Here is a 6,727-nt window from a genome sequence, read left to right on the forward strand (position 1 = left end):
GTCGGACGGGCTGGAGGAAACATTGGATATCGGAAGACGCGCCCTGATCGCGCTGGCGATCGCTGTTTCGATCGCAAACGCCCCCGTCACGACCGCTCAGGCCGGTGCGGCCAAGGCGCCGGCGGCCCAACGCTGGGTGGGCTCGTGGGCCACCGCCCAGATGATACCGGCGGCCAAGGACGCCCTGCCCGCCGCCGACGTCACGGACGGGACCCTGCGCCAGACGTTGAGGCTCAGCACTGGCGGCGGCAAGATCCGCGTGCGCCTGTCCAACGCCTTCGGGACCGAGCCGCTGAAGCTGTCGGGCGTCCATGTCGCCCTGGCGGCGGCGTCCGGTTCGGCGCGCATCGACACCGCCAGCGACACGGCCCTGACCTTTTCCGGCCGCCCGGAGGTGACCCTTCCGGCCGGGGCCGAATACCTGTCCGACCCGATCGACTTTCCCGCCATGCCCCTGGCGAGCGTGGCGATCACCCTCCGCTTCGACGGCGCGCCCCCTGCTCAGCAGACCAGCCACCCAGGATCACGCACCACGTCGTGGTTCGGACCCGGCGACCAGTTGGCGGCGAAAGAGCTGACCGGCGGCAAGTCGATCGACCGCTGGTTCGTGATCTCGGGCGTCGACGTGCAGCGTCCGGCCGGCGCCAGTCTGGTGACCTTCGGCGACTCGATCACCGACGGCTACGGCGTCACCACCAACGGCGACAACCGTTGGCCCGACGTCCTGGCCGCCCGCCTGCAGGCCGATCCCCGCACCAGGGGCGTGGGGGTGCTGAACGCCGGCATCGGCGGCAACCGGCTGTTGCTGGACGGCCTGGGCCCCAACGCCATGGCCCGTTTTGACCGCGACGTGCTGAACCAGGCGGGCGTCAAATACGTGATCCTGCTGGAGGGCGTAAACGACCTGGGCACGCTGACCCGCGACCAGCCCGCCGGCCCCGAGGCCCATGCCGCCCTGGTGACCCGGATGATCGCGTCCTACGACCAGATGATCCGCCGCGCCCGCGAGCGCGGGATCAAGATCTACGGCGCCACCGTCATGCCCTACGGCGGGTCGGCCTATTATCATCCCGACGCGGCCAACGAGCAGGACCGCCAGACGATCAACGCCTGGATCCGCGCTCCGGGCCGCTTCGACGCGGTGATCGATTTCGACAAGCTGATGGCCGACCCGGCCAATCCCAGCCGCCTGGCGCCCGCCTACGATTCCGGCGACGGGCTGCATCCCTCGCTGGTCGGCTACAAGGCCATGGCCGACGCCGCGCCGCTGGAGCTGTTTGTTCCTTGACCAGGTCGCGGCCCGAGCCCCGACCATCTTAATTTTGGAGGCTTTGAATGACACCGGTTTCCGCTAAAGACTTGAGACGAATGACCCTAGGGAACCGTCAATGACCGTCGAAGCCAGGCCCTCAAGGTCGCTTCGCCGCCGACCATGATGATCCTTTCCCGACCACGCCGGAGCGACCTGAAACCCAAAACCGTTCAGCTTGCGCCAAAAGCCGACTAGAAGACCCACGCCCGCCTTCGCATCCTCCCCGCGTGGGCGCACTGGAAACTCCCCGCCACCAATACTGTCGCCGCCCCTGATTTAGCTTGGAGACCCCGGAGCGGACGCGCTTCGGGGGCGTTGCTTAGCCCATGGCCGAAACCCTCACCGTCCCCTGCGATATCGTTCAGCGTCTGCGCGCCCGGCTGCCCGCCGTGACACGCGAGCACCTGTTCGACTGCTACGCGATCAGCGAAACCACCTGGACCAAGCTGCGCGACGGCAAGCCGATCAAGCGCTCGACGATGGAGCGCATCCTGCAGCGCTACGAACGGCTGCTCGCCCAGGCGGCGTGACGCCGGACCGCCTTGAAGGGGATTCCAGACGCCCAGGCGACGCGGCCGAGAACCCGAATCCCCAGGCTTCGAAAATCGTCTCGAGCACCGATTCTCGAGGCTCAATCCGTCGTCTTCGCAAACGCACAATCGGCTCGCTTGCCCGCCGGCCGTTCCGCGCGCCGAGGCCTCATCTTCGCCACCCATCAATAAAGGGTTGATATAGCGAAGATTTTCCGCAACCTGACGACCGCCGATCCTCGCCGAACGGGCGCGTTAACCCTTGTTTTCATGATGAGGTGACAAAGCGCGTTTCGCCCGGCAGGGTTGGTTCTCTTTTGATTCCAGCAGATGAGCTGATTTATGAACGTTTCGGATCTGGTCGACGCCGCCGTGGCCGCCGACGACAAGCTGACCAAGACTCAGGCCAAGGCCATCATCGACGGCGTCTTCAAGTCGCTGACCGATGCCGCCGTGAAGGGCGAAGAAGTCTCGATCCCGGGCTTCGGCAAGTTCAAGGTCCAGGCCAAGCCGGCCCGCACCGGCCGCAACCCCTCGACGGGCGCCGCCATCCAGATCGCGGCCAGCAAGAAGGTCGCCTTCACGCCGGCCAAGCAACTGAAGGACGCCGTCAACGGCTAATCCCTCGGCGAGCGGCCGGTCTCTCAGGCCGGCCGCTCATCGGCCTTCAAAGGCCTACAGCCTGAAGCGCCCGCCCGTCGGTTCGACCGGCGCGGTTTTCGGACAGCCTTCGGCGTCGAACACCAGCACCCGCTAAGCCCCCTCCCGGCCGTCGGCCCGCCGATCGCCCGTTCGCGGCGCTTGCGACGCTCTCGCCCCCCAGCGCCCCGACCGCAGACGACCATAGGTCTCGCCTGCCCTCTTGATCTCGGCTCCGGTTTGGCTGACAGCGGTTTCCATGACAGCTCGGCGCGAGCGATCTTGGAAGGACGCCATGGCCCCCGCAGCGAACCAGACCCGGGCCGCGCTGGCCGCCGCCCTGCTGCTCGCCGCCGGCCTTGCCCCCACGAAAGCCCTGACCGCCGCCGCGACCCGAGCGCCCTACGGCGTCACCGCCGCCGGCGGCCCGGTCGAGGTCTTCACGCTGACGAACGACCACGGCATGACCGTCAAGGTGCTGTCCTATGGCGGCGTCATCACCCAGGTCGCCGTTCCGGACCGCAAGGGCAAGATCGAGAACGTCGCCCTGGAGTTGGCCGATCTGAAGACCTACGAGGCGCGGGCCAACTTCAGTTCGCTGCTGGGCCGCTACGCCAACCGGATCTCGAACGGCGGCTTCACGATCGACGGCGTCCGCCACGACCTGCCCAGCAACGCCGACGGCGTCTCGTCGCACGGCGGCGCCACGGGCTTTTCCACGCGGCTATGGACCGGCGCGCCGTTCCAGCGCCATGGCGAGGCCGGCGTGACCCTGGCCTACACCGCCGCCGACGGCGAAGGCGGCTATCCGGGAACCCTGAAGACGACCGTGACCTACACGGTCACCCGCAAGAACGTCCTGCGCATCGACTACCGCGCCACCACCGACAAGCCGACGGTGATCAACCTCAGCCACCACGTCTATTTCAACCTGGCGGGCGGTGGGACCGTCTACGACCAGACCGTCCAGGTGCTGGCCGGCGCCTTCACCCCGATCAACGCCCGCAAACTGGCCGTCGGCCAGATCGCGCCCGTCGCCGGCACGGCGCTGGACCTGCGCAAGCCCGTCCGCCTGGGTGATCGGGTCGCGGCCGACGATCCGCAGATCAAGTTCGGCAACGGCTTTGACCATAACTTCGTCGTCGACGGCGGCGGGCGCGGCAAGCTGGTCCCGGCCGTCCGCCTGGCCGACCCCGCCAGCGGCCGCACCCTGGAGGTCGCCACCACCCAGCCCGGCGTCCAGCTGTTCACCGCCAACAGCTTCAACGGAACCCTGAAGACGCCCGACGGGCGTCCGCTTGAAAAGGGGGCGGGCCTGGCCATCGAGACCCAGCACTTCGCCGACAGCCCCAACCATCCCAACTTCCCCTCGACCGTGCTGCGGCCGGGGAAGGTGTTCAAGGAGACGACGGAGTTCCGGTTCGGGGTGAGCCGATAGCGCTGGACCCTATTTCCGCGCCGCCTCGACCAGCGCCCGGATCGCCCAGAGCCTGACGTCCCGGGCCTCGGCCTCGTCGATCTGCAGCACGTCCTTGACCACCACCATCGCCTCGGTGCCGATGATCAGCGCCAGGGCCTTGCCCAGGCGGTCCAGATCGGCCGGCGCGAACTGGTCGCGGGCCGGTTCGAGCGCCGCCTCGATCAGCGGTCCGCGACGGTTCTGGCGGGGCGGCGCCTCGCCGTCCACTTCGCCCCGCACGATGCGCTGCATCGAGTTGGCCAGCATCATCCGCAGCGACGCCTCGTTGGCGGCCATCATCTCGTCCATGGCCGCGTCCAGCCGCTCCAGGCGGGCCAGAGGATCTTCCGACGCGTGCGGCGGGAACAACGCCTCGGGACTGGGCGTCTCCAGATCCAACGCCGCCTCCAGCAGCAGGGCCTCGACGCTGGGGAAGTAGCGATAGGCCGTGGCGCGCGACACCAGGGCCTCCTGGGCGATGTCCTCGAGGTTGGGGGTGAGCCCTAGCTTCATCAGCCGAGCGGCCGCCTCCAGCAGATCCTTGCGCGTGCGCCGCCGCTGGTTGGGGCGCGTCTTGCCGTCGCTCATCGCCGCCTCAGGCCTGGGGCAATTGTTGAAGGATCGCGGACAGATCCAGCCAGACGTTCTCGCGCTTGATGTCGCCGTTGTCGGCGAACTGGACGACGTGGAGCATGCGGAACTCCAGCGGCCGGCCGCGCCCTTCCAGGCCGAACGGGCGCCCCACGGCCGTGCCTTTCCAGAGAGCCTCGTCGACCAGGAAGTCCTCGCCATAGAGCCGGCGCAGACTTTCCGCCCGGCCGTCGGCCAGATCGGCGAACAGGGTCTGGTAGAACGACCGCGCGCCTTCCCGATCGGTCGGGCCGGTGGGCCAGCCGACGATGTCGTGCTCGACGTCGGGCGCCAGGGTGGACAGAACGCCCTCGATGTCGTCCAGGGCCTCGAAACCGAAATGCTCGTCGATCTTACGATCCATCTCCGCGCGACTGAGCGCCATGAGGGATTTCCTTGTGATTGAGATAGCGGCGTTACTAATGAGATATTCGTCTCATTGCAATACGCGAATCTCGCAATGCGCGACGATGCCTCACACGCCCACTTTCGGCGCGAAAGCTCGACCTTCTGGAGTCCTGCCCAGAAGCATCACCAGGAAGACGGCGGGGTCGTCCGACCGCGCGGCTGGATTTCCGGGGCCTGCTGATCGTCCGTGAACGGAATCCGTCGCAAATCTGTCGCCAAACTGTGACAAATGACAGCGGCACAAAGCGTAAAGTCTGTTCGTTCCCCTCTTCTCGCCCCTTGTAAAGTAGGAATGGCCACCATGAAGACCCTGCTTGGAGCCGCCGCCGCGCTCGGCCTGATGGCCGGAGCGTCCAGCGCCCACGCCGCCCGCGACTACGTCTGGGCCGCCGGCTCGTCGACCGTGTTTCCGTTCTCCACCCGCACCGCCGAGAACTTCGCCAAGAAGACCGGCAAGAAGGCGCCCAAGGTCGAGAGCCTGGGCACCGGCGGCGGCATCAAGATGTTCTGCGGCGGCATGGGCGAGAAGTTCCCCGACATCGCCAACGCCTCGCGTCCGATGAAGAAGTCCGAGTTCGAGGCCTGCAAGGCCAAGGGCGTCAACAACATCGTCGAGCTGAAGATCGGCTTCGACGGCATCGTCGTGGCCATGGACAAGTCCGCGCCCGACTACAATTTCAAGGTCGAGCACCTGTTCCTGGGCCTGGGCCAGACCGTGTTGCGCGGCGGTCAGTTCACGGCCAACCCGTACAAGACCTGGAAGGACGTCGGGGCCGGCCTGCCGGCCAACCGCATCCTGGTCTACGGTCCGCCGCCCACCTCGGGCACCCGCGACGCCTTCATCGAACTGGGCATCGAGGCCGGCGCCAAGAAGTTCCCGACCGCCAAGGCCCTGGCCGAGACGGACGAGAAGGGTTTCAAGGCCAAGGTCGATCCGCTGCGCACCGACGGGTCCTGGGTCGACGCCGGCGAGAACGACAACGCCATCATCGGCACGATCGAGAAGACCCCGGGCGCCCTGGGCGTGTTCGGCTACAGCTTCCTCGAAGAGAACGGCAACCGCATCAAGGGCGCCAGCATCAACGGCGTGAAGCCCACGGCCCAGACCATCGCCAGCGGTCAGTACCCGCTGTCGCGCTCGCTCTACATCTACGTCAAGAAGGACCAGGTCGGCGTGACCCCCGGCCTGAAGGAGTTCGTCGCCGAATTCGTGTCCGACGCGGCCACCGGCCGGGGCGGCTATCTGCAGGGTCGCGGCCTGATCCCCCTGCCCCCCGCCCAGCACGAGGCCATGAAGTCCGCCGCCGGCAAGCTGACGCCGATGGCCGCACCGAAGTCGTAGGGTTTTCGTCACGCCCAGATCGGAAAAAGCCCCGGATCGCTCCGGGGCTTTTTTCATTCATGTGCAAACGCACAAATCTTGACCTGCTGGGGCCGTTGGCGTTCGATGAGCAGACGCGTGGAGGACGCCATGAAAGACCCTATCGAGGAGCGCCTGCAGGACCTGGAACGCCTTGTCCTCAAGCAGGCCGAGCGCATCGACGCCCTGGAGGACGCCCTTGCGGTCATGCGCCGTACGGCGCAGCGGGATCTTCTGGCCAGGACCGGCAAGTCTACCGAAAACGAAACCGCCTAGTTCGCCGGCTGCGGCTCCGCCGGCGCCCGCGAGGTCATGCCCGCGGCGGCGGCGTCTTCGGCCATCTGGGCGTCGACGGACGGCTGGGCGGGCGGCGGGGGCGAGGCTGGGGT

The 6,727-nt window shown here is 67.4% G+C and carries 8 protein-coding genes and 1 pseudogene; 6 read left to right on the forward strand and 3 right to left on the reverse strand.

The window, feature by feature from the left end; translation table 11 throughout:
* The first annotated feature begins 22 nt into the window (after window positions 1–22).
* The 4 genes from WAL33_RS01025 to WAL33_RS01040 all read left to right on the forward strand — a co-directional run bounded on the left by WAL33_RS01025 (window position 23) and on the right by WAL33_RS01040 (window position 3,919).
* Window positions 23–1,288 carry an SGNH/GDSL hydrolase family protein gene (locus WAL33_RS01025; protein ID WP_422177623.1) on the forward strand — a complete coding sequence of 422 codons (1,266 nt, stop codon included), beginning with the start codon at window positions 23–25 and terminating at the stop codon, window positions 1,286–1,288.
* Between the two features lie 350 nt (window positions 1,289–1,638).
* The gene (locus WAL33_RS01030; protein ID WP_422177624.1) at window positions 1,639–1,842 is read left to right on the forward strand and encodes a hypothetical protein; all 204 of its coding nucleotides are present in this window, start codon (window positions 1,639–1,641) and stop codon (window positions 1,840–1,842) included.
* A gap of 342 nt (window positions 1,843–2,184) precedes the next feature.
* The gene (locus WAL33_RS01035) at window positions 2,185–2,463 is read left to right on the forward strand and encodes an HU family DNA-binding protein (protein ID WP_056447131.1); all 279 of its coding nucleotides are present in this window, start codon (window positions 2,185–2,187) and stop codon (window positions 2,461–2,463) included.
* Between the two features lie 313 nt (window positions 2,464–2,776).
* Window positions 2,777–3,919, forward strand: a complete 1,143-nt coding sequence (locus tag WAL33_RS01040; protein ID WP_422177626.1) for an aldose epimerase family protein — start codon at window positions 2,777–2,779, stop codon at window positions 3,917–3,919.
* 9 nt (window positions 3,920–3,928) lie between these two features.
* Here the strand turns inward: WAL33_RS01040 and WAL33_RS01045 are convergent, their stop codons facing one another.
* Complete coding sequence (locus WAL33_RS01045) at window positions 3,929–4,528, reverse strand: TetR/AcrR family transcriptional regulator (protein ID WP_422177628.1); 600 nt, start codon at window positions 4,526–4,528, stop codon at window positions 3,929–3,931.
* A 7-nt stretch (window positions 4,529–4,535) separates the two neighbouring features.
* Window positions 4,536–4,955, reverse strand: a complete 420-nt coding sequence (locus WAL33_RS01050) for an ester cyclase (protein ID WP_422177630.1) — start codon at window positions 4,953–4,955, stop codon at window positions 4,536–4,538.
* Window positions 4,956–5,279: 324 nt separating this feature from the next.
* On the opposite strand from WAL33_RS01050, the gene WAL33_RS01055 reads away from it, so the two are divergent.
* Window positions 5,280–6,320 carry a substrate-binding domain-containing protein gene (locus WAL33_RS01055; RefSeq protein ID WP_422177632.1) on the forward strand — a complete coding sequence of 347 codons (1,041 nt, stop codon included), beginning with the start codon at window positions 5,280–5,282 and terminating at the stop codon, window positions 6,318–6,320.
* A 129-nt stretch (window positions 6,321–6,449) separates the two neighbouring features.
* Entirely contained in the window at window positions 6,450–6,614 is a 165-nt protein-coding gene (locus WAL33_RS01060) for a hypothetical protein (RefSeq protein ID WP_422177634.1), read from the forward strand.
* Here the strand turns inward: WAL33_RS01060 and WAL33_RS01065 are convergent.
* Window positions 6,611–6,727: pseudogene (locus WAL33_RS01065) on the reverse strand (hypothetical protein); the annotation flags it as partial. The gene WAL33_RS01060 and the pseudogene WAL33_RS01065 sit on opposite strands and share 4 nt — an antisense overlap.

The organism is Caulobacter sp. (assembly GCF_049283275.1).
Classification (GTDB): domain Bacteria; phylum Pseudomonadota; class Alphaproteobacteria; order Caulobacterales; family Caulobacteraceae; genus Caulobacter.

Bases quoted from the DNA above. Each gene is read 5' to 3' on its own strand.
- WAL33_RS01060 (WP_422177634.1), top strand. From the start codon at position 6,450: ATGAAAGACCCTATCGAGGAGCGCCTGCAGGACCTGGAACGCCTTGTC.
- WAL33_RS01055 (WP_422177632.1), top strand. From the start codon at position 5,280: ATGAAGACCCTGCTTGGAGCCGCCGCCGCGCTCGGCCTGATGGCCGGA.
- WAL33_RS01030 (WP_422177624.1), top strand. From the start codon at position 1,639: ATGGCCGAAACCCTCACCGTCCCCTGCGATATCGTTCAGCGTCTGCGC.
- WAL33_RS01045 (WP_422177628.1), bottom strand. From the start codon at position 4,528: ATGAGCGACGGCAAGACGCGCCCCAACCAGCGGCGGCGCACGCGCAAG.
- WAL33_RS01040 (WP_422177626.1), top strand. From the start codon at position 2,777: ATGGCCCCCGCAGCGAACCAGACCCGGGCCGCGCTGGCCGCCGCCCTG.
- WAL33_RS01050 (WP_422177630.1), bottom strand. From the start codon at position 4,955: ATGGCGCTCAGTCGCGCGGAGATGGATCGTAAGATCGACGAGCATTTC.
- WAL33_RS01035 (WP_056447131.1), top strand. From the start codon at position 2,185: ATGAACGTTTCGGATCTGGTCGACGCCGCCGTGGCCGCCGACGACAAG.